The following is a 333-nucleotide window of genomic DNA, read 5'->3' on the forward strand; positions in this document are numbered from 1 at the left end:
GGGTAGCACCAATAAAACGCGAATTTCGTACGCTAAGAGCTCATCGGTTTCTTACTGTTTAGTTGTTTCTAGTGGTTGTAGAGAGTCTACTGGAGAACTATGTTTTAATAATTCTTCATCAAATTGTTCTTTTTTCTTCAAAGCTTTTATTGCTTCACTTAAATAAATAGTATTCCACATACTAATTGCATTAATTAAGAGGTTTAAGTTGATCTTGTAGCGCTCTTTCTCGTAATTCACTATGTTTTTCAAAGAAAATAGCGAAAGGCAATGCGATGAATATATTTACAAAATGACAAAATTGTAAGAATGCACGAATGTTTGTAAGAAAGT

The 333-nt window shown here is 31.8% G+C and carries 1 pseudogene; it reads right to left on the reverse strand.

The features are described from left to right. Window positions 1-90: 90 nt before the first annotated feature. A pseudogene (locus U860_RS34825) lies at window positions 91-333 on the reverse strand (Tn3 family transposase); the annotation flags it as partial.

It is taken from the genome of Bacillus sp. H1a (assembly GCF_000633475.1).
In the GTDB taxonomy this organism is placed as follows: domain Bacteria; phylum Bacillota; class Bacilli; order Bacillales; family Bacillaceae_G; genus Bacillus_A; species Bacillus_A paramycoides.